The following is a 25862-nucleotide window of genomic DNA, read 5'->3' as shown; positions in this document are numbered from 1 at the left end:
GTGCCGTACCGCCCCTCCGGCGGGTGGGTCGCGGACTCAGAGGACCTTGGACAGGAACGCCTGGGTCCGCTCGTGCTGCGGGTTCGTCAGGACGTCGCGCGGGTCGCCGGCCTCGACGACCACGCCGCCGTCCATGAAGACCAGGCTGTCGCCGACCTCGCGGGCGAAGCCCATCTCGTGGGTGACGACGACCATCGTCATGCCCGACTCGGCCAGGTCGCGCATGACGTCGAGGACGTCACCGACCAGCTCCGGGTCCAGCGCCGAGGTCGGCTCGTCGAACAGCATCAGCTTCGGGTCCATGGCGAGGGCCCGGGCGATGGCGACACGCTGCTGCTGGCCGCCGGAGAGCATCGAGGGGTAGTTCCCGGCCTTGTCGGCCAGGCCCACGCGCTCCAGGAGCTGCGCGGCGCGCTCCCTGGCCTCGGCCTTGCTCTTCCCCTTGACCTGGATCGGCGCCTCCATGACGTTCTCCAGGGCCGTCATGTGCGGGAAGAGGTTGAACCGCTGGAACACCATGCCGATGTCCCGGCGCTTCAGCGCGACCTCGTTGTCCTTGAGCTCGTAGAGCTTGTCGCCCTTCTGCCGGTAGCCGACGAGCTCGCCGTCGACGTACAGGCGGCCGGCGTTGACCTTCTCGAGGTGGTTGATGCACCGCAGGAAGGTCGACTTGCCGGAACCGGAGGGGCCGATGAGGCAGAAGACCTCACCCTGCTTGACCTCCAGGTCGATGCCCTTGAGGACCTCGATGGGGCCGTAGTTCTTGTGGACGCCCTCGGCCTTGACCATGGGGACGGTGGAGTTCTTCACGGGCTCGTCCGTCTTGCTGAGCTTGTCGGTCATCGGGTCGCCCCCTGCCGGTGCGAGAACGCGGCCAGGTTCGCCTTGACCTTCTGCCACGGTGTGGGCGGCAGCTGGCGGCTGGATCCGCGGGCGTAGTAGCGCTCGACGTAGAACTGGCCGACGCTCAGCACGGACGTGAGGATCAGGTACCAGGCCGCCGCGAGGAACAGCGCCTCGACCGTGGCACCCGAGCTCGTGCCGATGTCCTGGGCGTAGCGCAGAAGCTCGTAGTACTGGACCGCCGCGACGAGCGAGGTGGTCTTCAGCATGTTGATGACTTCGTTGCCCGTCGGCGGCACGATCACACGCATGGCCTGCGGGATGACGATCCGGCGCAGGGTCTTGCCGTGGCTCATGCCCAGCGCGTGCGCCGCCTCGCTCTGCCCCTCGTCGACGGCGAGCAGACCGGCACGGCAGATCTCCGCCATGTACGCGGCCTCGTTGAGGCCGAGGCCCAGCAGCGCCGTCAGGAACGGGGTCATGAAGTCCGACCACTCGTCCTTGTAGAACGGCCCGAGGTTGACGTACTCGAACACGAAGCCCAGGTTGAACCAGACGAACAGCTGGACCAGGACCGGGGTGCCCCGGAAGAACCAGATGTAGAACCACGCGATGGACGAGGTCACCGGGTTCGTCGACAGCCGCATCACGGCCAGCATGAGGCCGCCGGCGATGCCGATGACCATCGAGAGGAACGTCAGCCAGAGCGTCTCGCGGACACCCTTGAGGATGCGTTCGTTGAAGAAGTAGTCGGGGATCGCGCCCCAGTTGATGTCGCCGTTCGCGAAGGCCCAGATGATCGAGCCGAAGATCGCGAGCGCGATCACCGCGGAGACGTAACGGCCGTAGTGCCGGACCGGGACGGCCTTGATGGCCTCCGGGCCGGCGGACGGGGTGTCCGCCGGGCCGTCCGTCTTGTCGATGTCAGTCACGGGTGTTGCCTTTCAGTGGCCGCGAGCCGAGCGGTCACTTGCCGCCGTTGACGGCGGCTTCCTTGACGGCGCCCTCGGCGGCGCCCCACTTCTCCAGGATCTTCTGGTACTCGCCGTTCTCGATGATCGCGTTCAGCGCGGCCACCAGGGCGTCCCGCAGCTCGGTGTCGTTCTTGGCGACGGCGATGCCGTACGGGGCGGCCTCGACCTGCTCGCCGACCAGCTGGAAGTCCTTGCCGCCGCCGGAGGTCTTGACCGCGTACGCGGCGACCGGGAAGTCGGAGGACCCGGCGTCCGCGCCGCCCGAGCGCAGGCGGGTCTGGGCCTGCTGGTCGTTGTCGAAGGCCTCGATCGAGAGCTTCTTGCCCGCCGGGCACTTCTGGGCCTCGGCCTTGGCCAGGTCCTCGGAGACCGTGCCCCGCTGGACGACCAGCTTCTTGCCGCACAGGTCGGACCAGGTCTTGATGCCCTGGTCGTCGCCCTTCTTGGTGTAGATCGACACACCGGCCGTGAAGTAGTCGACGAAGTCGACGCCCTCACCGACCTTCTTGCCGGTGTCGGCGTCGATGCCCTCCTGACGGTCCTTGGTGTCCGTCATGGCCGACATGGCGATGTCGTAGCGGTTGGAGCGCAGACCGCCCAGGAGGGTGTCGAACGTGCCGTTCTCGAACTCGAACTTCACGCCGAGCTGCTTGCCCATGGCGTCGGCGATGTCCGGGTCGATACCGACCGTCTTGCCGGAGCTGTCCTTGAACTCGACCGGGGCGTACGCGATGTCCGAACCGACCTTCACGACGCCCTTGTCGCGGATCTCCTTGGGAAGCTTGTCGGCGAGCGGGGCCGCCGAGGTGGCGGTGTCCGCGGTGTCGGAGCCGCCGTCCTTGGTCTGGTCACCGCAGCCGGTGAGAAGCAGAGCGCCTGCGACCGCGATCGAGCCGACCGCTGCCAGCCGGGAGTGCGCGGCGGTCGTACGACGGGTGGTGCTTGCGGTCATGGTGGGTTCCTCCGGCGGATGGGTGGAGTTGCCGATGGGTCGACGAGAACACACACCTTCGGGTGTCGCGACCTCGTGTGATTACGGCATCTTGCCATTCGGACTGAGCCATTCAGGGGGGCCGCAATGTCAAAATCGGATAACGGGATGACGGTGAACCCCCTCCGTCCCGTCCTTCCGGGCCGAATCATCTGTCGACAGTCCGCTTTTCGGCCGGAAGATCTTCGGTTTGTCTCGCGATGCGGATGGTCGCTTCTCGGCCGTCCCGGCCGCTTGGGTGATTGGCGCTGATTTGTACGCGCCTTGTCCCGAAATCGAGGCATGAGTCATGGCGTCGGCATGTGACCTTCGCGTTATCGACTCGTCCTGGACACGTTCCGTCCGGTAAGAAGGTTCTTTACACCCCTCATCCGGGGCCCAGGGCGCGTGTGCGGCGCGCCCGTCGCGTACGCGCCCGTATGCATCACTCAGCAAGGGGCGTACGCGGTGCCCGCCCACCCCTCACCGGGAGTGGACCAAACCCTCAACCTTGAATACTTAAGGGGTAAAGAGAAGTGGCAGCGGAGATCGTCAATCCTCGCAGCGACAGCGGCACCGGTACGGTCGAGGAGGCCGGGGGCGAGTCCCTGGATTCCTTCGACCTGGACCCGGCGTTCGCGCTGCACCGCGGCGGCAAGATGGCAGTGCAGGCCACCGTGCCGGTCCGCGACAAGGACGACCTGTCCCTGGCATACACGCCCGGCGTCGCGAAGGTGTGCACCGCGATCGCCGAGCAGCCGGAACTCGTCCACGACTACACGTGGAAGTCGTCCGTCGTCGCCGTCGTGACCGACGGCACGGCCGTGCTCGGCCTCGGTGACATCGGGCCCGAGGCCTCCCTCCCGGTGATGGAGGGCAAGGCCATCCTCTTCAAGCAGTTCGGCGGTGTGGACGCGGTTCCCATCGCTCTGGCCTGCACCGACGTCGACGAGATCGTCGAGACCGTGGTGCGCATGGCCCCGTCCTTCGGTGGCGTGAACCTGGAGGACATCTCGGCGCCGCGGTGCTTCGAGATCGAGCGCCGGCTCCAGGAGGAGCTGGACATCCCGATCTTCCACGACGACCAGCACGGCACGGCCGTCGTCACCCTGGCCGCCCTGCGCAACGCCGCCCGGCTGAGCCGGCGCGAGATCGGGCAGCTGCGGGCCGTCATCTCCGGCGCCGGCGCGGCCGGTGTCGCCATCGCGAAGATGCTGGTCGAGGCCGGGATCGGGGACGTGGCGGTGGCCGACCGCAAGGGTGTCGTCTCGGCGGACCGGGACGACCTGACGCCGGTCAAGCGTGAGCTCGCCTCCTTCACCAACAAGGCCGGGCTGAGCGGCGCCCTGGAGGAGGCCCTCGTCGGCGCGGACGTGTTCATCGGCGTCTCCGGCGGCACGGTGCCGGAGGAGGCCGTCGCCTCCATGGCCGAGGGCGCGTTCGTGTTCGCCATGGCGAACCCCAACCCCGAGGTTCACCCGGAGATCGCCCACAAGTACGCGGCCGTCGTCGCGACCGGGCGCTCGGACTTCCCGAACCAGATCAACAACGTGCTGGCCTTCCCCGGCATCTTCGCGGGTGCGCTGCAGGTGCGTGCCTCCCGCATCACCGAGGGCATGAAGATCGCGGCGGCCGAGGCGCTGGCCTCCGTCGTCGGGGACGACCTCGCGCCGGACTACGTCATCCCCTCGCCGTTCGACGAGCGGGTGGCCCCCGCCGTCACCGCGGCCGTCGCCGCGGCGGCCCGCGCGGAGGGTGTGGCCCGCCGCTGACGCGCCGGGTTCAGCCGAATGGCCCCGTCCTCCCGGACGGGGCCGTTTTTTTACCTTCCGAGGGGGCCGTTCGGGTGGGCTTCGCCCCGGACTCTTCCGCAAGAGGGTGTGTGTCACATCGGCTCGGCGTTCCCCCTGAAGCCTCGGGAACCTAGGGTCGGCTGCATGTTCGCTGTCTACGCCGCCCGAATCGATCGTGAGCAGCCGCTTCGCGGCCTGGAGTTGGGGGAGCGACCGGCTCCCGAGGCCCGGGCCGGGTGGGCGACCGTCGATGTGAGGGCCGCTTCTCTCAATCACCACGACCTCTGGTCCCTGCGCGGGGTGGGCCTCGCCGAGGACAAGCTGCCGATGATCCTCGGCTGTGACGCCGCCGGGATCGATGAGGACGGCAACGAGGTCGTCCTGCACTCCGTCATCGGGCAGACCGGCCACGGGGTCGGGCCCGACGAGCCCCGGTCCATCCTCACCGAGCGCTATCAGGGCACGTTCGCCGAGCGGGTGGCCGTGCCGGTCTGGAACATCCTGCCCAAGCCGAAGGAACTGTCCTTCGAGGAGGCCGCCTGTCTGCCGACGGCCTGGCTGACGGCCTACCGGATGCTGTTCACCAACGCCGGGGTGCGGCCCGGGGACTCCGTGCTCGTGCAGGGCGCGGGCGGTGGTGTCGCCACGGCCGCCATCGTGCTGGGCAAGGCCGCCGGGCTGCGGGTGTTCGCGACCAGCCGGGACGAGGCCAAGCGGAAGCGGGCGCTGGAGCTGGGCGCCGTGGAGGCGGTGGAGCCGGGGGCGCGGCTGCCGCAGCGGGTCGACGCCGTGATCGAGACGGTGGGTGCGGCGACCTGGTCGCACTCGGTGAAGTCGCTGCGGCCGGGCGGCACGATCGTCATCTCCGGCGCCACGAGCGGGGACCGGCCCTCGCACGCCGAGCTGACCCGGATCTTCTTCCTGGAGCTGAAGGTCGTCGGCTCGACGATGGGCACCAAGGACGAGCTGGAGGACCTGCTGGCCTTCTGCGCGGCCACCGGGGTGCGGCCCGTGATCGACGAGGTGCTTCCGCTGGACCGGGCCCGGGAGGGCTTCGAGAAGATGGAGTCCGGCGAGCTGTTCGGGAAGGTGGTGCTGACCAGCTCCTGACGGTGCCGGAGTGGAGTGAGTGGGCGGGCCCCGGATGGGGCCCGCCCCCCTTTTTTTGTTCGGCTGCTTGCAGCTTCGTTCGGCTTTTTCGGCCACTGCTGTCAACGGTGGTTGACGCGCCCCGTGCTGTCAACCTATGTTGACACCATGACCGAAGCAACAGATCTCGCCGAGCGCGCGGGGGACCGCGACCCACGGGTCGGGCTGCGGGCCGTCGCCGCGCTGCGCCGGCTGCTGGAGCAGCTGGAGGCGGTACAGGTGCGCAGTGCGCGCAATCAGGGCTGGTCGTGGCAGGAGATCGCCGCCGAGCTGGGTGTCAGCAGGCAGGCCGTGCACAAGAAGTACGGGAGGCGTTGATGTTCGAGCGGTTCACCAAGGATGCCCGGACCGTGGTCGAAGGGGCCGCGGCGCATGCCGACAGGGTCGGCGCCGAGCAGGTCGACGAGACGCATGTGCTGCTCGCGCTGCTCGACCGGGACGGCAGCCGGGGTTCCTTCGCGCTGGCCGCGCTGGGGCTGTCCGGCGAGCGCCGCGAGCGGGTCGTGGGCGATCTCGCCGAGGCCCGGCGCAAGGGCGGGCTCTCCCGCGCGGACGAGGAGGCGCTGTCGGGGCTGGGCATCGACGTCGCGGCGATCGTGTCGCGGGTGGAGGAGACCCACGGGGAGGGCGCGCTGGCCCGCGACGGAGGCCGACGCTCCCGAGGACGGCGGCCGTTCGGGCGGGGCGCCAAGGAGCTGCTCACCCAGACCCTGCGTATCGCCCTCGCCCACAAGGACCGCGCCATCGGCGACGAGCACCTCCTCCTCGCCCTCACCGCACGGCCCGGCGTCCCCGCCGAGGTGCTCGCCGATCACGGGGTGACCTACGACGGCATCGTCCGCGTGCTGTACGGCGACGGGGGTGCGGCGAAGGCCGGCTGACGCCGGCCTGTCCCTGCTCGGCCTTCCGGGCGCGCTCCTCAGTTTCTCGGTGTGCGCAGGAGGGCGCCGATGTGGGCGGCCGCCGTGGAGAGGTGGCGGCGGGTGTCGCGGAGTTGTTCGGCGGTGACTCCGTGGTCGCGGGCGGCGTCGCGGATGTCGTCGCGGAAGCGGTCGAGCAGGCGGTCGAGGTCGCGGGCGGGGTCGCCGGTGCCGGGCTCGTGGGCCCAGGAGGGTTCGTAGTCGGCCGGGAAGTCCTCGGGGGTGTGGCTGTAGTCCGGCTCGGGGGACCGGCGGTGCGTGCCGTTGCGTCCGAAGGGGAAGTCGCGGCCGAAGTCGCCGAACTCCTTGGCCAGTTCCGTCAGGCCCTCGCGCACGCCCGTCGGCCACTCGCCGCGCGCGAAGTGGTCCTGCACCCGCTCCTGCACCCGGCGGGCGATGCGCTGCACCTCCTCCTGCGCCTGGGCACGGGCCCGGTCCTGGGCCTCCTTGGCCTGGCGGCGGGCGCGCTCGGCCTCCTCGCGGGCGCGGCGGCTCTCGTCCTTGGCACGGCGGGCCTGCTCCTTCCACTCCTGCCGGACCCGGCGCATCTCCTCCTTGGCGGCGCGCCAGGCTTCCTCGGCGGGCTGCTCCGCGGCGGGGCCCTGGCGCGCCTCGCTCGCCGCGGCCCGCATCTCGCGCCGCAGGTCCCCTGCCGCGCCGCGCACGTCGGCCCGGATCTCGGCGGCCAGTTCGGCGACCGACTCGCGGATCTCCATCTCGAGGTCGGCCAGCTCCCCGCTGCGGTCGGCCAGTTCGGCCCGGCCCGCGTCGGTGATGGCGTAGACCTTGCGGCCGCCCTCGGTGGTGTGGGTGACCAGGCCCTCGCTCTCCAGCTTGGCCAGGCGCGGGTAGACGGTGCCGGCCGAGGGGGCGTACAGGCCCTGGAAGCGCTCCTCCAGCAGGCGGATGACCTCGTAGCCGTGGCGCGGGGCCTCGTCCAGCAGCTTCAGCAGGTAGAGGCGCAGGCGTCCGTGGGCGAAGACGGGGGGCATGTCAGAGCACCTTCTTGTCGGTCGGGCCGTCGGCCTGGTCGGGGGTGGCCTTCTCGGTCTGGCCGGATACGGCATTGTCTCCCGGGGTGCCCGGTGTTCCGTCCTGCGGTTCTGGGCCTCGGGCGTCCCCGCCGTGAGGCGCGTCGCCCCTGGGTTCGCCGCCCCACGGCTCCTCGTCCGTCTGCGGGCGGCGCAGCAGGGCGATCGAGCCGGAGACGGTGGTCGCCTTCAGCCGGCCGTTGCCCGCGCCGAGGCGGCCGGTGATGCGCTTGGCGCCCCACTGGCCGCTGACCCGCAGATCCTCGAAGGCGTTGGAGACGGAGCCACTCGCGGTGTTGGCCTCGACCCGGGCGTCCGCCGGGTGGGGAAGCCGGATGGCGATCTCGCCCGAGACGCTGGTGAGGCTGATGTCGGTGGGCCGGCCCGCCGGGTCGAGGTCGACGACCATCGAGCCGCTGATCGAGTCGGCCCGCACCGAGGAGCCCGCCTCGACGACGGTCAGATCGCCGGAGACGGAGTTGAAGCGCAGGTCGCCGGTGAGGGCCTGGGCCTCCACGGCCCCGGAGACGGTGTCGGCGCGGACCGGGCCCGCGAGGCCCACCAGGGTGGTGTCGCCACAGACGCCCCTGACCTCGGTGTGGCCGTCGATGCCCGAGACCACGGCGGCGGCGCCGACCGCGCCCACCTCGACCCGGGTGGCCGACGGCACGGCCAGGGAGACCACCGCGCTGCGGCGCCGGCCCTTGCGGTCGAGCCACGTCAGGAAGCCCTTCCAGGGCAGGTCCTCGTACGCCACCGTCAGGACGCCGTCCCGGTGGGTGACCAGCAGGGGAGGGCCCTCGACGTCCGTGACCTCCAGGCGGGCGGGGCCCTCCTCCGTGCCCACCACGTTCACCGTGCCGTTGACGACGCGGACCTGAAGCTCGCGCACGGGCTCGTCGAAGGTGAGCTTCCGGGGCTCGGCGACGGACCACTCGGACATGTGCAGACCTCCGACGACTGGACGGTGGAGCGGCGGGGGCTCCCACGGCTGACGCGACACGGCATATCGCGTCTCGTTCATTCACGATATATCGCGGTTCGGCAAAGTCAAGACACTCGTTCTGGTGATCAGCCACCCGTGAGGGGCGGTGAATTGTCCTAGCGTGTGAGCATGTCGACGGATGAGTCCCGCTTCGGTGCCCGAGGTGTCCGCGCCCCCGCCCCCGGCGCGCTGCTGCTCTGCCGGGCGGACCCCGACACCGTCGCCCCCGTCGCCCAGCTGCTGCGCGAGCCGGTCCTGCTCGCCCCGGCCGGCGACGGCTGGAGCGTGCTCGTACCCGAGGGCAGGCCCTGGCAGGACGGCGGCGAACCCGTCGACCGCGTCGTCACCGGCTGGGCCACCGCCCTCGCCGTCGCCGCGCCCTGGTCCGTGCTCGCCCTGTGGTGGGACGCCGACCGCGGCGGCTACACCCTCGCCTCCGGCTTCCGCCGCGGCGTCGGCTACGTCTGGCTCGCGGACGGCACGCCCGCCGGCGAGGACGAGGCCATGCGCACCTTCGCCGCGCGGCTCGGCCTCGACCCCGTCCTGGACGTGCAGGCCCTCGACCGGCTGACCGCGCCGGACCCCGACGCCGACGCCCCCACGCGGGTGCGCGGGCTCATCGCCGTCCTCACCCGCGCGGGCGTGTCCCTCCCCGACGGACTCGCCCCGGGCGAACCCGGGGACCGCCTGCGCGAGGCGGTCCGCCGGCATCCGGCCGTACGGCAGGTCGAGTGGGCCGGCCGGCGGGAAGCCGTCCGCCCCGGACCCGCCCCGGCCGAACGCCGCCCCCTCGGCGCCTGCCTCCCCCTGCCCGGCGGCCCCGCCGCCCGCCTCCTCGCCCTCGCCCAGGTCGCCCTCGCCGTTCCCTGCCTCGTCCGCGGCGCCCGCCGCCGGCACGGTCCTGCTGACCCACGGGGCCCTCGGCCTCGCCTGCGACGCGATGCGGCCACGGGACTGAACCGTGCCCCCCGGGGCCGAGCCCCGCACCGAAGGCCCCGGCCCCGGCCCCCCGCTCCCTCCGCCTACGCTTGACGTACGGAACGTCACCCTCGTCAGCAGGAGAGAACACCCCATGTACTTCACCGACCGCGGCATCGAGGAGCTGGAGAAGCGGCGCGGCGAGGAGGAGGTCACCTTCGAGTGGCTCGCCGAGCAGCTGCGGACGTTCGTGGACCTGAACCCGGACTTCGAGGTGCCGGTCGAGCGGCTCGCCACCTGGCTGGCGCGGCTGGACGACGAGGACGACGAGTGACCGTCAACGGCCCCCGGAACCGCTGAACACCCGCCCCACTTCAGCCAGTTGATCGTTCTCCCTCGCTCCCCGGCTTCATCGGGAGTTAGCCTTTCCCTCCCATTGCGGTAGAGCCACAGCAGTACCTGCGAACGGACGGGGGCGCCATGGGTGGAGGGATCCAGCGGATACGGCTCGACGACGGGACCGTCGTCTGGGCGAGGATCGGTACGGACGACGAGGGAGCGCCGGGCGGGGGCGGCTACCGGGACACCGGCGCGGGGGACCGGGTCATGGAACTCGCGGGCGGCCTCGCCGGCACGGTCGGCGGTGTCGTGCGCTCCCTGCGCGCCGGTCTCGACACCACGGCACCCGTCGAGGTGAACGTCAGCTTCGGCATCGAACTCTCGGCGCAGGCCGGACGGATCGTGAGCGCCATCGCCACCGGCGGCGGCCAGGCCACGCTCACGGTGTCGCTGACCTGGACCGAGCCCGCGGGCGACGGCGGCGCGGCCGGACCCGGCCCGGGCGACGACGCCGCCGCGGGGGCCGTGGACCCGGCCTCCGGCGTCGTATGAGCGCCCTGGAGGAGATGGTGCGCCCCTCGCTCGCACGCATCGTCGCGCCGCGTGACGGGTATGCACCGGACCGTGACGGATATTGGGGCAGTGGATTCTTCGTCGCGCCGGGTTGGTTGCTGACCTGCGCGCATGTCGTGGCGGAGGGGGGAGCGGCTGTGTGGCGAGGGGAGAGCGCCGTGGGCGTCACCTGGCAGGGCGGCTTCACCACCGGCGAGGTGGTCCTCGCCAAGCCCCGCCCCGAGGACGCCGACGCCGGCCGGCGCCACTGGGACTTCCCGGACGTCGCCCTGGTGCGCGTGCCCGACGCCGTCGACGCGCGGTGCGTGTGGCTCAGCGACCGGGCACCCGTGCTCGGCACCCCGGTGAGCCTGCACGGCTGGTCGCGCCAGACCGGCGAGCTCGGCGTACGGGACGTCACCGGCGAGATCCAGGGCGTCGACGACAGGGCGCTGGTCCTCGGCGGCGGCCGGCTCGTCGACGGCGTCTCCGGCGGACCGGTCGTCGACCTGCGGCACGGCGCGCTGGTCGGCATGAACAAGGGGCGCAACGAACACGAGGGCGCCGCCGTCGCCGTCACCGCCCTGCGGGAGCTGTTCGACGTGCGGGGCGGAGACGTCCTGCACACCGTCGTCCGCGAGCACGACCTTCACCACCTGGAGCGGTTCCTCGACGGCTCGGCCGACCCCGACTGGACCACCGTCCAGAGCGGCCTGCCCGGCTACGCCGCCGCCGGTGTCACCCCCGAACTGCGGGTCCACCTCTACGCCCACTTCGCGCAGCTGCCGCCGCCCGGCCGCAGCGGCGAGGTCATGACCCTGGTGCACAACGTCCGCCGCCGGGTCACCGGCGAGCGCCAGCCCTCGCCGATCCTGCACGAGCCCCGCACCTGGCGCGAGGGCGCCGGCCTGCTGCTCGGCCTGCGCGACCGCCAGGCCCCGCGCAGCAGGTCCGCCGCCGAACTCGACGCCGTCCTGCTCTACGCCGCCGAGGTCGCCCGGCACACCGTCGAGACGCACCCCGCGCGCGTGGACCGGGCGCGGCTGCGCGCGTTCGCCGGCTGGATCACCGAGCACGCCCGCCGGCACGCCCACTGGGGCGCCCGCGACACCATCGACGGCCTGCTGCGCGGCCTGTTCCTCACCACCCGCCCCGCCGGGCCCCGGCTGCGCGCCGACGTCCTCGTCCGCATCGGGGACCGCGTCTACGGCGACCTGTACCCGTGGAGCGTCCAGCTCCTGTACGACGGCCAGGACGTCACCCCGGTCGCGGCCGACGACCACGGCGTACCGCTCGACGGCCTCTACGAGGCGATCCGCGAGCCGCTGCTGCGGGCCCTGCGCCAGGGCGACCAGGGCGAGCACCTGGCCGCGGTCGAGGTGTTCCTGCCGCGCCGGCTGTTCGACCTGCCCGTCGACGAGTGGCGGCTCGTCCCGGAGGAGGCCCCGGCGACGGACCAGGAGGACGCCGGCCTCGACGCCGACGCCGACGCCGACGCCGAATCCGACGACGCCGACCTCGACGGTGACTTCGAGTTCGACTTCGACGAGGACTCCATGCCGCTCGGCCTGCGCCGCTCGGTCGTCATCCGGGACCTCCGGCGCAACTCCCGCGCCCCGAGCCCCGAATGGCGCACCCGCTTCAGCGGCGTACGGCGCAGCAGGCTGGAACACGCCCCGCTGCGCGCGGAGGCGCCCCCCGAGGGGCACACCCCGGGCGTCCGCAGGGAGTCGGCCGTCGCCGCCTACGGCCGGCTGTCCACGCTGAAGGACGGCCGGGTGCCCGTCCACTGCGGTCCCGTCACCGGCCGCGAGGGCCGGGAGGCGATGGCCGCCGCGCTCACCGCGGGCCACGCGGTGCTGCTGTGGCGCCGCGACGGGCACGACCACGCCGACTGCCCGGCCTTCCACCGCCAGGCAGCGCGGGTGCTGGAGCTGGCCGGCCGCGTGGAGGCGTTGCACGAACCGCTGCGCGAGCTGCGGATCAGCCTGGCCGATCCGGACACCGCCCGCGCACAAGGTCTCAAAGGCAAGATCGCCGTGCTCTTCGATCCCCCGGACCGGCCCCCGCACGGAGAGGACACCATGCGGCCGCCGCCCCTGGTCGGCCCCGACAACTGAATGCCCGTCAACCCCCGTGCCCTGCACGGACGTTCGGCGAAGCGGAATCGGGACCCGACGCGTCCGGGAACTCGGCAGGCCCGGCCGCCTGACGGTAACGTCGTACGTCGAACGGCCGGGCCCACTGCACGATCACCACAGCCGGGAGGAGCCCAAGGTGAACGACTGGCGGATCTACCGCGGCGTGGGTCAGCCGCACGACGGCGTGCGGCAGTTACCCGAGCCGCCTCCCTGGCGCGACTTCGCGGCCGGCCGGTCCACCGCGCAGGACGGCCCGCAGGACCCGAGCAGCGCCCGCCGCCTCGGCGTACGCCGCCGCATGGTGGAGAACTACGCGCCCCGCCCCGCCGAGGTCGACGCCGTCAACGCCGCCCTCTATCTGCGCCGGCCGCTGCTCGTCACCGGCAACCCCGGCACCGGCAAGTCCACCCTCGCCTACGCCGTCGCCCATGAACTCGGCCTCGGCCGCGTGCTGCGCTGGCCCATCGTCAGCCGTACGACCCTCCAGGACGGCCTCTACCGCTACGACGCGATCGGCAGGCTTCAGGACGTCCAGCTGGAGCGCGCCCAGGGCACGCAGGCAGGGGCCGCGACCGCCTCGGGCATCGGCTCGTACATCCGGCTCGGCCCGCTCGGCACCGCGCTGCTGCCCGCCGGACTGCCGCGCGTGCTGCTCATCGACGAGCTCGACAAGAGCGACCTCGATCTGCCGAACGACCTGCTGAACACCCTGGAGGAAGGCGAGTTCGCGATCCCCGAGCTGGAGCGGATCGCCGAACGCGAGCCCGTCGTGGAGGTGCTCACCCACGACGGCCGGCGCGTCGAGGTGCACGGCGGACGCGTGGCCTGCACGGCCTTCCCGGTGATCATCCTGACCTCCAACGGCGAACGCGACTTCCCCGCCCCGCTGCTGCGGCGCTGTGTCCAGCTCGAACTGGAGCCGCCCGGCGAGGAACAGCTCACCGCCATGGTCGCCGCCCACCTCGGCGACAATAGCGTCACCACCGGCCGCGACCTGATCGACCGCTTCCTCGACCGCGAACCCGGCGAGGTCGTCGCCGCCGACCAGCTGCTGAACGCGCTCTACCTCACCCAGCACGCCCCGCACGCGGAACGCGTCACGCGCGAGCGGATCGCGGACCTGCTCATGCAGCCACTCGACCGTTCGAGGTGATGACCGGATGCCGGGGATGCATCTGGACGAGCTGATCCGCAGGCTCCGCCAGGGCGGCCTCGACCTCACCGCCGAAGAGGTCGCGGACGCGGTCTGGCTGGCCCGGCGGATGGGCCCGCGCCCGCCCCGCGACGCCCCCGCGGACCCGACACCCGCCGACGGCGCCGCCGTCGTGCCGCCGGACACCCGCCGCGACCCCCCGCCCGGGGACGGCGGCCCGGGGGAGTCGCCGCGGCCCGCGCCCGGCCGCTCCTCCGACCCCTCCGGCTCCTCCGCGGTCGTGCCCCTGTACCGGTCCGGCGGCGGCACCCCGCGCCCGCACGACAGCGAGGACGGCGCGCCTTCCTTCCCGGTCCGCGTGCCCGCCGCCGGCGCGCTGCCCGGACTGCTCGGCCTGGAGAAGGCGCTGCGCGCCCTCGGCCGCTACCGGGTCACCGCCGACACCCCGCAGGACGCCGGCATCGACGAGGAGGCCACCGCCGAACGCGCCGCCGCCGGGGGCATCCTGCTGCCGGTCCCGCGCACCGGCCGCCGCCGGCGCTGCGACATCCAGCTGCTGATGGACACCGGGCCCGCCATGGCCGTCTGGGGCCAGATGGTCGAGGAACTGCGTCAGGCCTGCCAGCAGTCCGGCGCCTTCGCCTCCGTACGCGTCCACCATCTGTACGCCGACGGCGGCGGCACCCCGCTCGTCGGGACGACCGCCGGACCGGGCCGGCACACCCGGCTGCGCTCCGCCGAGGAACTGCACGACCCCACCGGACGCCGCCTGACCGTGGTGATCAGCGACTGCGTGGGCCCGCTGTGGCAGAACGGCAGCGCCCAGCGGCTGCTGCACGGCTGGCCCCGCAGCTCCCCGGTCGCCGTCGTCCAGCCCCTGCCGCCCCGCCTGTGGGGCCGCACCGCGCTGCCCGCCGAGCCCGGCACGCTGCTGCGCCCCGGCGAACTGGGCGGCCGGATCGACTTCGAGCCCGACGAGGAGCCCTGGGACGAGCCCGCGCCCGACGCCCGGCCCGTACCGGTGCTGCAGCCCACCCCGCAGGCCTTCGAGGCGTGGGCGCGGCTGCTGTCCGGCACCGGGCCCACCCGTGAGCGCGCCTGGGCCGCCTGGACCGCCCCACGGCCCGCCGGACCGGCCGCCGTGCCCGCCGGCCGCCCCCGCAGCGACGAGGACCTGCTGCGCGCCTTCCGGGCCGGTGCCTCACCCGGCGCCGTCCGCCTGGCCGTCTACCTCGCGGCCGCACCGCTCTCCCTGCCCGTCATGCAGCTCGTGCAGCGGGCCATGCTGCCCGACACCGGCCCCATGGAACTGGCCGAGGTACTCCTCGGCGGCCTGCTGCGGCAGCTGCCCGGCACCGGCGACCAGCCCTGCTTCGCCTACCCCGGCCGCCTCCAGGACCTGCTGCTCGGCTCCCTCGACCAGGACACCGCCGCCCTCGTCCTCAAGCACTGCTCCGCCTACGTCGAACGCCACTTCGGCAAGGGCACCCGCAACTTCGCCGCCCTGGCCGCCGCCCGCCTCGCCGACCACGCGGCCCCGGCCCCGGACCGCGCCGACGGCCTCGCGGAGGCGGCCGAGCCGGACGCCCGCGGCGACGCCGAGGCCGAGCTGTTCGCCCGCATCCCCGCGCGCGTGCTGCGCCACTACCTGCCCGACCTGGTCGCCGTCGCCCCGGCCGCCGCGGCCCGCAGACTGCTCGGCCAGTACCGCGCCCTCGCCGACCCGGCGGTGCTGCACCGGGCCAGGGAGGAGGCCGAGGCGGCCGTACGGGCCGTCGGCTCCCGGCCCGGCGAGGCCGGCCAGGGTGCCGACGTCCAGGCCCGGCTGGTCCTCGGCCAGGTCCTGCGCGCCGAGGCCGGCACCGCCGCCGCCCGCACCGGTGAACGCCGTACGGAACTGCTGCGCGAGGCCGTCACGGAACTGGCCGCAGCCCACCGCGCGGCCGCCCCCGACAGCGTCGAACAGGCCGAGGCGGCCCTCGAACTGGCCGCCGCCCGGCACGAGCTGTGGCGGCTGACCGGGCAGCGGGAGCTGCTCACCGAGGCCCTCGCCGTGCTGGCCCCCGACACCGCGCCCTGGCCGGAGGCGGCCCGCCGCGCCGCCGCTCCGGAGCCGGCCGACCCCTGGCCCACCGCCCACCGCTCCCGTCTGCTGCACCGCGGCCGGCTGCTCCTCGCCCTGCGCAGGCCCGGCGCGGCCGCCCCCGAACTGCGCGCGGCCTGCGCCCTGCTGGACGCCGAGGGCGCCCCCGCGGCCGTCCGCAGCCGGGCCCTGCTCGACCTCGTCGCGGCCCTGCGCGGCGCCGGGGCCGACGACGGCGGCGTACGCGACGCCCTCGCCCGCGCCGAGGAGGCCGCGGGCGGCGACCCCGACCTGCTGCTGCCCACGCTGGCCGCCCGTGCCGCGTTCCACGACGCGGCGGGCGAGGCGCACGCGGCGGACGAGGCCTACGAGACCGCCGCCATGCTCGCCCCCGCCGACAGCGCCCACCGCTGCGAACTCCTCACCGCCTGGGGCGAGTCACTGCTGCGGCGGGCCTCCGCCGAGGACGGCGCGTCCGTCGTCGACCGCGCCGAGAACGTCCTGCGCGAGGCCCTGAAGTCGCTGCCCGCCCGCGACATGCGCCGTGGCCGCCTCCAGGGGCTCGTCGGCAGCGCCCTCGCCCAGCGCTTCCGCCATCTCGGCTTCCTGCCCGACCTGTTCGAGAGCCGCCACCTCCTCGGGCAGGCCGTCCGCGCCGCCGCCGACGCCGGTGTGCGCGCCGAGGCCTGGCTGCAACTGGGCCGCGTCCGACTGGAGGGCTGGTACCGGGCCGGCGCGCCCGTCCTCGTCGACGCCCTCCAGGCCTACGAGAACGCCGAGCGCGAGGCCCGCGCCGCCCACGGCGCCGACCCCGGCTCCACGACCGCCGCCCGGGCCCGGCACGCCTGCGGCGCGGTCCTGGCCCTGATGGGACGCCCCGGCGCCGCCGGAGAGGCGTACCGGGCGGCCCGGGAGCAGTGGCAGCGGCTGGTGGGGGCGCTGCGCGAGGTCGACTGGGCGGACGTGGAGCTGACCCGCCGCCTGGCGGAGGACAGCGTCGCCGGCCACACCGTCACCCCGCCCGTCCCCGACCATGACTGGCCCGCCGCGGCCCCACCCTGGTGGCCCTGGACCGAGGCGTGGAACAGGGCGGACAACCCGGCCGCGGTTGACGGGAGTTGATCGGCCACGGGTTTCTGCCGACGGCCGGTCGGGAAGAACTGGGCAGCCAATGCGGCCGTGCGGGGCGGTCGCGGGCAGGGAGGAGCCGACGGTGGCGGAGCAGCGGAGAACAGCGGCCGACTCGGGCGGTGACACCGTGCGGACCGCGCCCCTGCCCGACCTCACCGGCGTCGACCTGCGGACATTGCGCACCCTGGACGACCCGGCGCTCGCCGCCGCCGTCGCCGAGGCGCTGCGGGACGCGGCCTCGCTGCGGGACGTCTGGTACGTCGAGCAGGAGGGCGAGCTGAGCCCGGCGGAGGCGGGTGAACGAACGTTTTCGGCCTTGCTCGCCGACGCCGGCCCGGGCGAGGACAGCGGGGGATGACCGGGACACCGGTTCCCCCCGAGGTCTTGACGGCACTCGCCGCCACCCGGCCCGCGGCGGCGTGCACCACGGCCCTGCGCTCCGCCGTCCACGCCCGCCGCATGCTGCTGCTCAAAGCCCTGCTCGTGCGCGTCGAGCGGCATCCGCTGCCGTCCGCCGTGCGCCGCCGCTTCGACCGGGACTGGGCCCTGCTGGTGGGCGCCGAGCACATCGACGGACCGGCTGTACGAGCCGTCCTGGACTACCCGATGACCGGCGCCTGGCTCGCGGAGGCGCTCGCCGCCCCCGACTCCGCCCTCGCCGCGCACCTGTCGCACTTCAGCGGGGTGGCGCTCGCCGCCGCCGTACGGGCGGGCTGTCCGGCCGAGGGCACGCTGACGGTCGAGCCTGGCGCCCTGACGCTGCCCGGCCTCGGAGTGCTGCGCTGTCCGTCGGGCCGGGTCCGGGTCGGCGGCACGCCGGGACGCCTCCGTGTCGACGGCGACGCCGGCGGGGTGGTGCTGACCCCCTGCGCCGGGCCGGCCGCCGCACCCGGCTGGTCCCCGTTGGAGACACTGCCCGGCAGCACCGCCGTCCTCGACGACCTCGACCCCTACGGCGTCCCCGCGCGCGGCATCGGGCCGCGCGCTCTGCGCGCCGCCGAGCGCTCCACGGCCGCCCGCCGCACCTGGCGGCGGCGCTGGCGCGAGGCCCTGGCCCTGCTGAGCGTCACCGACCGGCCGCGGGCCGCGGAGATCACGGCACTGCTGCGGGCCCTGGTCCCGCTCGCGCCCTCCGCCCCCGGCACGGGCGCCCTCATCGGCGCCACACTCCGGGCGGCGCCCGGCGCCGTCCTCGTGCAACTGCCCGACGATCCCGCGGAACTCGCCGAGTCGCTGGTGCACGAGACCCACCACAGCAAACTCGCCGCCCTCGACGAGGTCGTGCCGCTGACCCGGCCCGACGGGACCGCGGTGCACCACGTCGGCTGGCGCACCGACCCGCGCCCCCTGCCGGCCGTCCTCCAGGGCGCCTACGCCCATCTCGCGCTGACCGACCTGTGGTGGCGGGTGCGCCGCGACCCGGCCGCCGACCCGCGCTGGCGCGACCGGGCGGAAGAACAGTTCGAGGCACATCGCAAAGACGTCGAAGAGGCCTTGAACGCGCTCCGTGAATCCGGTGAACTGACCTTTGCCGGAAGGGAGTTCGTCCAGAACATGAGCAGGCACCACGTGCGCCTCGGCACACCGGCCCGACATGTTCCGTGACACTCCGCTTGCAGGGGATTGCCGTGCGTTACCGTGTGCCGCGACAGTGCGGTCCACGTGGGAACAGGGGAGCATGCGATGACGGAACAGCGGCGGTCGGGCGGGGACGGCGGCTCGGCATCCGAACGCGTCCTGGTGGTCTTCCCCGGCTATCACCGCTCCTGGGCCGCATGGATCGCCCAGTGCCTGGAACGCCACGGCCACCAGCCCGCCCTCCAGCGCTGGGACCCGCCGCGCGAGACCCCCCTGGAGGACTCGCTCGGCGACCTGCTGCTGTCCTCCGGACCCGTCCTCCTCGTCCTCGACGACTGGTTCTTCGAACTGGGCCCGCGCCCGGCCGGCGAGTGGAACGACGTCCTGCGCGGCTTCGTCGCCGCCCACGCCGACCGCTTCGCCGCCGTCAACCTCACCAACCGGCCCCTGCTGCCCGCCACCGCGGTCCTGGAACCGGCCAGCCTGTGGGGCCTGAACGCCGACGCCGCCGAGGAACGGCTGCTCAGACGCCTCGGCCTGGAACGCCGCCGCACCCCGCGGCCCGTCGCCCACCCGCTGCGCTACCCCGAGGACCGCTGCGAGATCTGGGGCGAGATCCCGCGCCGCAACCCCCGCTTCACCGGCCGCGACGAACTCCTCACCGACCTCCACCAGCGCCTCGCCGACGCCGAGCGCGGCGCCGCCGTCTGCACCCTGCTCGGCATGTCCGGCATCGGCAAGACCCAGCTCGCCGCCGAGTACGCCCACCGCTTCAGCACCGACTACGACGTGGTGTGGTGGGTCAACTCCGACGACCGCAACATCCAGCGCGACCGCCTCGGCGAACTCGCCGTCGAACTCGGCCTGCGCATCGGCAGCGAGCCCGGCGAACGCATCCGCGCCGCCCGGGAGGCCCTGCGGCGCGGCGAGCCGTACGGGCGCTGGCTGGTCATCTTCGACGGCTGGGACGACACCGAGGGCATCAACGCCCTTCTCCCGCAGGGCCCCGGCCATGTGATCGTCACCTCCCGCAACCGCGGCTGGAGCGAGCACACCGACGTCCTGGAGATCCCCGCCTTCCTGCGGCCGGAGTCCACCGGCTACCTGATGCGCCGCGCCCCGCACATCACCGCCGACGAGGCCGACGAGGTCGCCGCCGAGTTCGGCGACGTGCCGCTGCCCCTCGTGCAGGCCGCCTCCTGGCTCGGCGAGTCCCGGATGGAGGTGGCGGAGTACCTCCGCATGGTGCGCGAGCGCAGGCTCTCCACCGTCGACGAGCCCGCCACCGGCGAGGGCTTCCCGCAGTCCTCCATGACCTCCTGGTCGATACTGCTCAACAAGCTCCGCAACACCCAGCCCCAGGCCATCGACGTCCTCGGCCTGTGCACGTCCTTCGCGCCCGGGCGCATCCCGATCGGCCTCATCCGCGCCTACCCGCAGACCGATCTGCCCGAGGAACTGCGCTGGATGGCGACGGACCTGCCGGCCTGGACCCGCGCCCTGGACACCCTCGTCAACTACTCCGTCCTCACCCGCGAGACCCGTGGCCCGGTCGGCGCCGAGATGGGCCCGCACCAGGAGTCCGTGCACATGCACCGGCTCGTCCACGACATCGTCTCCAAGCTGACCAGCGAGGACAGCCGCGCCCTGCACCGCAGGGCCGTGCGCATCCTGCTCGCCCAGGCCGACCCCGGCAACCCGCTGGACAGCCGCAACTGGCCCCGCTACGCGGAACTGCTGCCCCACCTGGAGCCCTCCGGCGCGCTGGAGAGCACCCAGCCGCGCGTCCAGGAGACCGTGCTCAACTGCCTGCGCTACTGCTACCGCAGCGGCGAGTACAGCAACGGCCTCGACCTGGCCCAGCGGATCCGGGAGCACTGGTCGCGGTTCATGGAGCCGCTGGCCCAGCCGATGCTCGACCTGACCACCCAGGAGAGCAACCTCCTGCGCTCCAGCGGCCGCTTCCGCGACGCCTACGAACTGGACCGCGGCCTGCACACCCGGCTGCGCGCCGCCGAACCGGCCAACGAGCTCGCGGAATTCTCCGCCCAGGGCGCCATGGCCAGCAGCCTGCGCAACCTGGGCCGCTACGACGAGGCCCACGAACTCCAGCAGCACGTCCTGGAGGGCTACACCAGACTCCTCGGACCCGACGAGGTCGTCACCCTGATCGCCCGCCAGAACCTCGGCGTCGGCCTGCGCATGCTGGGCCGCTACCAGGACGCCTACGACAACGACGTCGAGACCCTCGTACGCCGGGAGAACGTGCTGCGCGCCCGGCACATCAGCACCCTGAACTCCGCGAGCACCGTCGCCCACGACCTGCGCCTGCTCGGCCGCTACCGCGAGGCACTGGCCCGCCAGGAGCCGGTCGTCCGCCTCCATGTGCAGGTGCTCGGACCCCAGCACCCGCAGACCCTGTCGGCGCGCGGCCAGCTCGTGCTGTGCCGGCGCCGGGAGGGCAGCCCCACCCAGGACGTGGGCGCGGAGATCGCCAGCCTCGTCGACCAGCTCGCCCAGGTCCACGGCCGCGAGCACTACCGCACGCTGGCCTACCTCACCCACTACGGCAACTACCTGCGCGAGCACGGCGACCTCAGCCACGCCCGCGACCTCATCGACGAGGCCGAGGCCGGCTACCGTGCCCTGCTCGGCCCGGCCCACCCCGTCGCCACCGGCATGCTCAGCAACACCGGCCTGGTCATGCAGGCCGCCGGTGAACGCGCCGAGGCCCTGTCCATGTTCGAGTCAGCCCTGGCCGGCCTCACCGCCACCCTCGGCCCCGACCACCCCTGGGTCCTGGGCTGCGCCCTCAACGCGGCCAGCGGGCGCAACTTCATGGGCCGTATCACCGACGCGGCCGAGCTTAGCCGCGACACCCTGCGCCGCTCCCGCCACACCCTCGGCGAGGACCACCCGCTCAGCCTGTCCTGCACGGTCGCCCTGGCCGCCGACCTGCGCGCCGCCCGCGAGCACGAGGAAGCCGGCAAGCTGGAGGAGGCCGGCCTCCTCTCCCTCACCCGCACCCTGGGCGCCCAGCACCCCCACACCATCTCGGCCCGCCAACGAACCCGCCCGTACTGGGACTTCGAACCCTACCTGGGGTGAGCGCCGGAAAGGGGCGCGGGGAACGGCGCGACGAGCCACGGACGACCCGCGGCCGCGAACGATCCCGGCAACCGTCATGGACAGGCGAAGGGCCCGGCACCGAGGACGAGATCCTCGCTGCCGGGCCCTGCCACGTCACGGCGGCCGAACCGCCGGAGGCCTACGCCTCGAACACCTCGCGGACGAGCTGCTCCTGCTCCGCCTGGTGCCGCTTGGCGGAACCCACCGCCGGAGAAGAGCCGTGCGGACGCGAGATCCGCCGCAGCCGCTCACCGTGCGGGACGTCCGCGCCGACCGCCAGGTCCAGGTGGTCGATCAGGTTGAGCGCGATGAACGGCCAGGCACCCTGGTTCGCCGGCTCCTCCTGCGCCCACAGGTACTTCTCGGCGTTCGGGTACTTGGCGATCTCCGCCTGGAGCTCGGCGCCCGGCAGCGGGTACAGCCGCTCGATGCGGATGATCGCCGTGTCCGTGATACCGCGCTTGACCCGCTCGGCCTCCAGGTCGTAGTAGACCTTGCCCGCGCAGAAGACGACCTTGCGGACGGCCGCCGGGTCGACGGACGCGTCGCCGATGACCGGGCGGAACTGGCCCGTGGTGAACTCCTCCGCCTTCGACGCGGCGGCCTTCAGACGCAGCATCGACTTCGGGGTGAAGACGACCAGCGGCTTGTGGTGCGGGTTGTGCACCTGCCACCGCAGGAGGTGGAAGTAGTTCGCCGGCGACGTCGGCATGGCGACCGTCATGTTGTTCTGCGCGCACAGCTGGAGGAAGCGCTCCGGGCGGGCGGACGAGTGGTCCGGGCCCTGGCCCTCGTAGCCGTGCGGGAGGAGCAGGACCACACCGGAGGTCTGGTTCCACTTCTGCTCCGCCGAGGAGATGAACTCGTCCACGACCGTCTGCGCGCCGTTGACGAAGTCACCGAACTGCGCCTCCCACAGCACGAGCGCGTCCGGGCGGGCCAGCGAGTAGCCGTACTCGAAGCCCATGGCCGCGTACTCGGACAGCAGGGAGTTGTAGACGTTCAGCCGCGCCTGGTCCTCGGACAGGTACTGCAGCGGCGTGTACTCCTCGCCGGTGCTGCGGTCGATGATGACCGCGTGGCGCTGGCCGAAGGTGCCGCGCTGCGAGTCCTGGCCCGCCAGGCGGACCGGCACGCCCTCCAGCAGCAGCGAGCCGAAGGCGAGGGTCTCGCCCATGCCCCAGTCGATGGTGCCGTCCTCGACCATCGCCGCACGGCGCTGCAGCTGCGGCAGCAGACGCGGGTGGACGGTGATGTGGTCCGGGACGTTGACCTGGGACTCGGCGATCCGCTTGACGACCTCCGCGGTCACCGCGGTGTTCACGGCGACGGGGAACTCGGGCTGCGCGTCGGGGACCTCCACCGCGGACGGCTGCGAGGTGGCCTCGCGGACCTCGGTGAAGACCTTCTCCAGCTGGCCCTGGTAGTCCTGCAGCGCCTGCTCGGCCTCTTCCAGGGTGATGTCGCCGCGACCGATGAGGGACTCGGTGTACAGCTTGCGCACCGAGCGCTTCTTGTCGATCAGGTCGTACATCAGCGGCTGGGTGAAGGCCGGGTTGTCCGACTCGTTGTGACCGCGGCGGCGGTAGCAGATGAGGTCGATCACCACGTCCTTGTTGAACGCCTGGCGGAACTCGAAGGCGAGTCGCGCCACGCGCACGACGGCCTCGGGGTCGTCGCCGTTCACGTGGAAGATCGGGGCCTCGATCATGCGGGCCACGTCCGTCGCGTACATCGACGAGCGCGAGGACTCCGGGGCCGCGGTGAAGCCGACCTGGTTGTTGATGACGATGTGGACCGTGCCGCCGGTGCGGTAGCCGCGCAGCTGCGACATGTTCAGGGTCTCGGCCACCACGCCCTGGCCCGCGAAGGCCGCGTCGCCGTGCAGGGCCACCGGCAGGACGGTGAAGTCCGTGCCGCCCTTGTTGATGATGTCCTGCTTGGCGCGCGCGACGCCCTCCAGGACCGGGTCCACCGCCTCCAGGTGCGAGGGGTTCGCGACCAGGGAGACCTTGATCTGCTCGCCGTCCAGGCCCGTGAAGGTGCCTTCGGCGCCCAGGTGGTACTTCACGTCGCCGGAGCCGTGCATCGACTTCGGGTCGAGGTTGCCCTCGAACTCGCGGAAGATCTGGGCGTACGACTTGCCGACGATGTTCGCGAGCACGTTCAGGCGGCCGCGGTGGGCCATGCCGATGACGACCTCGTCCAGGCGCGACTCGGCGGCCGAGTCCAGCACCGCGTCGAGCAGCGGGATGACGGACTCGCCGCCCTCCAGGGAGAAGCGCTTCTGGCCGACGTACTTCGTCTGCAGGAAGGTCTCGAACGCCTCGGCGGCGTTCAGGCGGCGCAGGATGCGCAGCTGCTCCTCGCGCTCCGGCTTGGCGTGCGGGCGCTCGACACGGTCCTGGATCCACTTGCGCTGCTTGGGGTCCTGGATGTGCATGAACTCGATGCCGGTGGTGCGGCAGTACGAGTCGCGCAGCACGCCGAGGATGTCGCGCAGCTTCATCATCGACTTGCCGGAGAAGCCGCCGACCGCGAACTCGCGCTCCAGGTCCCACAGGGTGAGGCCGTGCTCGGTGATGTCCAGGTCGGGGTGCTTGCGCTGGCGGTACTCCAGCGGGTCGGTGTCGGCCATGACGTGGCCGCGGACCCGGTAGGAGTGGATCAGCTCGAAGACGCGGGCGGCCTTGGTGACGTCGTCGTCGTGCGACGCGTCGATGTCCTTCAGCCAGCGGACCGGCTCGTAGGGGATCCGCAGCGCCTCGAAGATGTCGTCGTAGAAGCTGTTCTCGCCGAGCAGCAGGTTGGCGACGACGCGCAGGAACTCGCCGGACGCGGCGCCCTGGATGACCCGGTGGTCGTAGGTCGACGTGAGCGTCATGACCTTCGAGATGCCGAGCTTGTTCAGGGTGTCCTGGGAGGTGCCCTGGAACTCCGCCGGGTAGTCCATGGAGCCCACGCCCATGATCACCGACTGGCCGGGCATCAGACGCGGCACGGAGTGGACCGTGCCGAGGCCGCCGGGGTTGGTCAGGGAGACCGTGACACCGGTGAAGTCGTCCATCGTCAGCTTGTTGTCGCGGGCGCGACGGACGATGTCCTCGTAGGCCTGCCAGAACTCGAAGAAGTTCAGCGTCTCGGCCTTCTTGATGGCGGCCACGACGAGCTGGCGGTCGCCGTTGGGCTTCACCAGGTCGATGGCCAGGCCGAGGTTGACGTGCTCCGGCTTGACCAGCGTCGGCTTGCCGTCCTTGACCTGGTACGACCAGTTCATCGACGGCATCGCCTTGATCGCCTGCACCATCGCGTAGCCGATGATGTGCGTGAAGGAGATCTTCCCGCCGCGGGCCCGCTTGAGGTGGTTGTTGATGACGATGCGGTTGTCGAACAGCAGCTTCACCGGGACGGCGCGCACCGAGGTGGCGGTCGGCATCTCCAGCGAGGCGTCCATGTTCTTCGCCACGGCGCCGGCGGGGCCGCGCAGCGTCACGAACTCCGGACCGGCCGGGGCCTCGGTCGCCGGGGCGGCCTTGGCGGCGGCGGCCGGCTTCGGGGCCGGTGCGGCGGCGGGCTTCGCCGGGGCCGCGGCGGCCGGGGCCTGCGCGGCGGGGGCCGGAGCCGGGGCCGGAGCCGCGGGCGCCGGGGCGGCGGGCGCGGGCGCGGCGGCCTGTGCGGGAGCCGCCGCGGGCGCGGCCGGGGCCGGGGCCTGAGCCGTGGTGGTGGTACCCGACGCGGCCTGGGACGCGGCGGCCCCCGGCTTGTAGTCGGCGAAGAAGTCCCACCAGGCACGGTCTACCGAATTCGGGTCCTGGAGGTACTGCTGATAGATCTCGTCGACGAGCCACTCATTGGCGCCGAACGCGGCAGCGGGGTTCTTTCCCGCTTGGTCGGCGTCGGTGGAGATGCTCGATGAGTTACTGGGGGACTGTGGCGACACGGCGGCAACCGCCCTCTTCCGCTTCACAAGGTGATGGACAGCGGAAATAAAGGCTACGCCTCCAAGACCGCGAAGGTCAGGTCGGGCCCGTTCATCGTCGCGTAAGTCACATTGCAAGCGGTGTTTCGGGCCCGTAAATGGCGGGAAACAAGCGGGGTTCCGCTTCTGTGAGGCTGCGAAAAGGGTGCGTCGATGCAGGTCCGGCGCCTGATCGGCGGGGACCTGTGCCTGAT

General features: G+C 72.8%; 18 protein-coding genes and 1 pseudogene. 13 read left to right on the top strand and 6 right to left on the bottom strand.

The genetic code is table 11. The annotated features are described in order from the left end of the window. Positions 1-36: 36 nt before the first annotated feature. The 3 genes from ACIGXJ_RS16110 to ACIGXJ_RS16100 are packed head-to-tail and all read right to left on the bottom strand — an operon-like array spanning position 37 to position 2769. Positions 37-843, bottom strand: coding sequence for an amino acid ABC transporter ATP-binding protein (locus ACIGXJ_RS16110; RefSeq protein WP_399645152.1), 807 nt, complete (start codon positions 841-843; stop codon positions 37-39). After that, a complete protein-coding gene (locus ACIGXJ_RS16105; protein ID WP_399645150.1) occupies positions 840-1775 on the bottom strand; it encodes an amino acid ABC transporter permease in 936 nt (311 codons plus the stop codon). The genes ACIGXJ_RS16110 and ACIGXJ_RS16105 overlap by 4 nt, the downstream gene beginning before the upstream one ends. A 34-nt stretch (positions 1776-1809) precedes the next feature. Further along, positions 1810-2769, bottom strand: a complete 960-nt coding sequence (locus ACIGXJ_RS16100; protein WP_399645148.1) for an ABC transporter substrate-binding protein — start codon at positions 2767-2769, stop codon at positions 1810-1812. Positions 2770-3323: 554 nt separating this feature from the next. Here ACIGXJ_RS16100 and ACIGXJ_RS16095 point away from each other — a divergent pair. The 4 genes from ACIGXJ_RS16095 (at position 3324) to ACIGXJ_RS16080 (ending at position 6610) form a co-directional block, all read left to right on the top strand. Next, positions 3324-4559 carry an NADP-dependent malic enzyme gene (locus tag ACIGXJ_RS16095; RefSeq protein ID WP_399645146.1) on the top strand — a complete coding sequence of 412 codons (1236 nt, stop codon included), beginning with the start codon at positions 3324-3326 and terminating at the stop codon, positions 4557-4559. A gap of 165 nt (positions 4560-4724) precedes the next feature. After that, positions 4725-5690, top strand: coding sequence for a zinc-binding dehydrogenase (locus ACIGXJ_RS16090; RefSeq protein WP_399645144.1), 966 nt, complete (start codon positions 4725-4727; stop codon positions 5688-5690). Positions 5691-5837: 147 nt separating this feature from the next. Further along, positions 5838-6047 carry a helix-turn-helix domain-containing protein gene (locus ACIGXJ_RS16085; RefSeq protein ID WP_003997975.1) on the top strand — a complete coding sequence of 70 codons (210 nt, stop codon included), beginning with the start codon at positions 5838-5840 and terminating at the stop codon, positions 6045-6047. After that, positions 6047-6610: a Clp protease N-terminal domain-containing protein gene (locus ACIGXJ_RS16080; protein WP_399645141.1), complete on the top strand. Its 564-nt coding sequence runs from the start codon at positions 6047-6049 to the stop codon at positions 6608-6610. Before ACIGXJ_RS16085 ends, ACIGXJ_RS16080 begins: the two co-directional genes overlap by 1 nt. Before the next feature lie 38 nt (positions 6611-6648). On the opposite strand, the gene ACIGXJ_RS16075 is transcribed toward ACIGXJ_RS16080, so the two are convergent. Together ACIGXJ_RS16075 and ACIGXJ_RS16070 are read right to left on the bottom strand one after the other, a co-directional pair. After that, positions 6649-7641: a helix-turn-helix transcriptional regulator gene (locus ACIGXJ_RS16075; RefSeq protein WP_399645139.1), complete on the bottom strand. Its 993-nt coding sequence runs from the start codon at positions 7639-7641 to the stop codon at positions 6649-6651. A 1-nt stretch (position 7642) separates the two neighbouring features. Further along, positions 7643-8623, bottom strand: coding sequence for a DUF4097 family beta strand repeat-containing protein (locus ACIGXJ_RS16070; RefSeq protein WP_399645137.1), 981 nt, complete (start codon positions 8621-8623; stop codon positions 7643-7645). 171 nt (positions 8624-8794) lie between these two features. Here ACIGXJ_RS16070 and ACIGXJ_RS16065 point away from each other — a divergent pair. The 9 genes and pseudogenes from ACIGXJ_RS16065 (at position 8795) to fxsT (ending at position 21668) form a co-directional block, all read left to right on the top strand. Further along, positions 8795-9623: pseudogene (locus ACIGXJ_RS16065) on the top strand (hypothetical protein). Between the two features lie 114 nt (positions 9624-9737). Beyond that, on the top strand, positions 9738-9917 hold the full coding sequence (locus ACIGXJ_RS16060) for a DUF6104 family protein (protein WP_003992906.1): 180 nt from the start codon (positions 9738-9740) through the stop codon (positions 9915-9917). 146 nt (positions 9918-10063) lie between these two features. Continuing rightward, positions 10064-10474, top strand: coding sequence for a CU044_2847 family protein (locus tag ACIGXJ_RS16055; protein WP_399645135.1), 411 nt, complete (start codon positions 10064-10066; stop codon positions 10472-10474). Further along, positions 10471-12594, top strand: coding sequence for a trypsin-like peptidase domain-containing protein (locus tag ACIGXJ_RS16050; RefSeq protein WP_399645133.1), 2124 nt, complete (start codon positions 10471-10473; stop codon positions 12592-12594). Before ACIGXJ_RS16055 ends, ACIGXJ_RS16050 begins: the two co-directional genes overlap by 4 nt. Positions 12595-12751: 157 nt before the next feature. Further along, positions 12752-13768 (top strand): AAA family ATPase, encoded by a 1017-nt coding sequence (locus tag ACIGXJ_RS16045; protein WP_399645131.1) that lies wholly within the window; start codon positions 12752-12754, stop codon positions 13766-13768. 7 nt (positions 13769-13775) lie between these two features. Continuing rightward, on the top strand, positions 13776-16973 hold the full coding sequence (locus ACIGXJ_RS16040) for an SAV_2336 N-terminal domain-related protein (protein ID WP_399645129.1): 3198 nt from the start codon (positions 13776-13778) through the stop codon (positions 16971-16973). Positions 16974-17064: 91 nt separating this feature from the next. Next, entirely contained in the window at positions 17065-17340 is a 276-nt protein-coding gene (locus tag ACIGXJ_RS16035; protein ID WP_399645127.1) for a hypothetical protein, read from the top strand. Beyond that, positions 17337-18587, top strand: a complete 1251-nt coding sequence (locus ACIGXJ_RS16030; protein ID WP_399645124.1) for an aKG-HExxH-type peptide beta-hydroxylase — start codon at positions 17337-17339, stop codon at positions 18585-18587. Before ACIGXJ_RS16035 ends, ACIGXJ_RS16030 begins: the two co-directional genes overlap by 4 nt. Positions 18588-18665: 78 nt before the next feature. Continuing rightward, positions 18666-21668, top strand: coding sequence for an FxSxx-COOH system tetratricopeptide repeat protein (gene fxsT, locus ACIGXJ_RS16025; protein WP_399645122.1), 3003 nt, complete (start codon positions 18666-18668; stop codon positions 21666-21668). Positions 21669-21828: 160 nt separating this feature from the next. Here the strand turns inward: fxsT and ACIGXJ_RS16020 are convergent, their stop codons facing one another. Continuing rightward, a complete protein-coding gene (locus tag ACIGXJ_RS16020; RefSeq protein ID WP_399645120.1) occupies positions 21829-25629 on the bottom strand; it encodes a multifunctional oxoglutarate decarboxylase/oxoglutarate dehydrogenase thiamine pyrophosphate-binding subunit/dihydrolipoyllysine-residue succinyltransferase subunit in 3801 nt (1266 codons plus the stop codon). Positions 25630-25862: the final 233 nt, after the last annotated feature.

The organism is Streptomyces sp. NPDC053367, assembly GCF_044545925.1.
Lineage (GTDB): Bacteria > Actinomycetota > Actinomycetes > Streptomycetales > Streptomycetaceae > Streptomyces.
This window is presented reverse-complemented; position numbering and strand designations above follow the sequence as displayed.

Coding starts and splice junctions, on each gene's coding strand:
- ACIGXJ_RS16110 (WP_399645152.1), bottom strand. CDS start 843: ATGACCGACAAGCTCAGCAAGACGGACGAGCCCGTGAAGAACTCCACC.
- ACIGXJ_RS16100 (WP_399645148.1), bottom strand. CDS start 2,769: ATGACCGCAAGCACCACCCGTCGTACGACCGCCGCGCACTCCCGGCTG.
- ACIGXJ_RS16090 (WP_399645144.1), top strand. CDS start 4,725: ATGTTCGCTGTCTACGCCGCCCGAATCGATCGTGAGCAGCCGCTTCGC.
- ACIGXJ_RS16085 (WP_003997975.1), top strand. CDS start 5,838: ATGACCGAAGCAACAGATCTCGCCGAGCGCGCGGGGGACCGCGACCCA.
- ACIGXJ_RS16080 (WP_399645141.1), top strand. CDS start 6,047: ATGTTCGAGCGGTTCACCAAGGATGCCCGGACCGTGGTCGAAGGGGCC.
- ACIGXJ_RS16075 (WP_399645139.1), bottom strand. CDS start 7,641: ATGCCCCCCGTCTTCGCCCACGGACGCCTGCGCCTCTACCTGCTGAAG.
- ACIGXJ_RS16070 (WP_399645137.1), bottom strand. CDS start 8,623: ATGTCCGAGTGGTCCGTCGCCGAGCCCCGGAAGCTCACCTTCGACGAG.
- ACIGXJ_RS16060 (WP_003992906.1), top strand. CDS start 9,738: ATGTACTTCACCGACCGCGGCATCGAGGAGCTGGAGAAGCGGCGCGGC.
- ACIGXJ_RS16055 (WP_399645135.1), top strand. CDS start 10,064: ATGGGTGGAGGGATCCAGCGGATACGGCTCGACGACGGGACCGTCGTC.
- ACIGXJ_RS16050 (WP_399645133.1), top strand. CDS start 10,471: ATGAGCGCCCTGGAGGAGATGGTGCGCCCCTCGCTCGCACGCATCGTC.
- ACIGXJ_RS16040 (WP_399645129.1), top strand. CDS start 13,776: ATGCCGGGGATGCATCTGGACGAGCTGATCCGCAGGCTCCGCCAGGGC.
- ACIGXJ_RS16030 (WP_399645124.1), top strand. CDS start 17,337: ATGACCGGGACACCGGTTCCCCCCGAGGTCTTGACGGCACTCGCCGCC.
- fxsT (WP_399645122.1), top strand. CDS start 18,666: ATGACGGAACAGCGGCGGTCGGGCGGGGACGGCGGCTCGGCATCCGAA.